Origin of the sequence: Paenibacillus sp. MSJ-34, from assembly GCF_018918005.1 — a bacterium.
GTDB lineage: Bacteria > Bacillota > Bacilli > Paenibacillales > Paenibacillaceae > MSJ-34.
This window is the reverse complement of the sequence record NZ_JAHLPR010000129.1, coordinates 1-1,179: the sequence shown is the minus strand read 5'-3', so window position 1 is coordinate 1,179 and position 1,179 is coordinate 1. Positions and strand designations below refer to the sequence as shown.

Here is a 1,179-nt window from a genome sequence, read left to right as displayed (position 1 = left end):
AAGATGAGATTTCCCAATTCGTAAGACCCCTTGTAGACGACGAGGTTGATAGGTTGGAGGTGGAAGCGCAGCAATGCGTGCAGCTGACCAATACTAATCGGTCGAGGGCTTATCCTAAAACATACCCCAAAAAGTGACGATATGCTTCGAAGCGTATTCCGATTACTTTTCGGGGGACCCCGAATAAAGGATAACACATGAATTCGCGTTTGTTTCGCATCTAGTTTTCAGGGAGCAACTCCTGGAGATCTTCAAGGCGCAAGCTTTGTCGAGGAGAGATACCCAAGTGGCTATAAGGGGACCCTCTGCTAAGGGGTTAGACTGCGCAAGCGGTGCGAGGGTTCGAATCCCTCTCTCTCCGCCACAAGACATGCTACTTAAGTGAATATGGCGGCGTAGCTCAGCTGGCTAGAGCGTACGGTTCATACCCGTGAGGTCGGGGGTTCGATCCCCTCCGCCGCTACCAATATGGAGGCTTAGCTCAGCTGGGAGAGCATCTGCCTTACAAGCAGAGGGTCGGCGGTTCGATCCCGTCAGCCTCCACCATGCATGACAATTGATCAATTTATATGGAGCTGTGGTGTAGAGGCCTAACATGCCTGCCTGTCACGCAGGAGAACGCGGGTTCGAATCCCGTCAGCTCCGCCATTCTAATGAATGCTTTACTACAGGAATGAATATCCTAAACGCTGAGGTGGAGAGGATAACAACTCCGCCGCTTATTTTTTTGTCAATTTTTCGGCTCGGTAGCTCAGTCGGTAGAGCAGAGGACTGAAAATCCTCGTGTCGGCGGTTCGATTCCGTCCCGAGCCACCATCTGAATACGGAGGCTTAGCGAAGTGGCCAAACGCAGCAGACTGTAAATCTGTTCTCTGACGAGTTCGGTGGTTCGAATCCATCAGCCTCCACCATTTCCTAAGAGCCATTAGCTCAGTCGGTAGAGCACCTGACTTTTAATCAGGGTGTCGGAGGTTCGAGTCCTCCATGGCTCACCAGTTTTTTTACCCAAACGATAAACGCGAACCCTTTCATTTCGCATTGAAATGAAAGGGTTTTTTTGACATTATAGAATTTATAAAATTTTGGGGTGGGCAGGGCTTCCGCCTCGTTTTTGTTTTTGGTAAGGTTAGGATATGGAGACGAACGTGCTAAAACGAATCTTCTTTGATGAACATGGAC

At 49.5% G+C, this 1,179-nt stretch carries 7 tRNA genes and 1 rRNA gene; all 8 read left to right on the top strand.

Annotation, left to right across the window (positions count from 1 at the left end):
- Positions 1-117, top strand: a 23S ribosomal RNA gene (locus KQI79_RS27335); the annotation flags it as partial.
- Between the two features lie 155 nt (positions 118-272).
- A tRNA-Ser gene (locus KQI79_RS27330) sits at positions 273-364 on the top strand.
- 25 nt (positions 365-389) lie between these two features.
- Positions 390-466: transfer RNA gene (locus KQI79_RS27325), tRNA-Met, on the top strand.
- A 4-nt stretch (positions 467-470) separates the two neighbouring features.
- A tRNA-Val gene (locus KQI79_RS27320) sits at positions 471-546 on the top strand.
- 25 nt (positions 547-571) lie between these two features.
- Positions 572-648 (top strand) — tRNA-Asp (locus KQI79_RS27315).
- Between the two features lie 92 nt (positions 649-740).
- A tRNA-Phe gene (locus KQI79_RS27310) sits at positions 741-816 on the top strand.
- A 9-nt stretch (positions 817-825) separates the two neighbouring features.
- Positions 826-911, top strand: a tRNA-Tyr gene (locus KQI79_RS27305).
- A gap of 8 nt (positions 912-919) precedes the next feature.
- Positions 920-995: transfer RNA gene (locus KQI79_RS27300), tRNA-Lys, on the top strand.
- Positions 996-1,179: the final 184 nt, after the last annotated feature.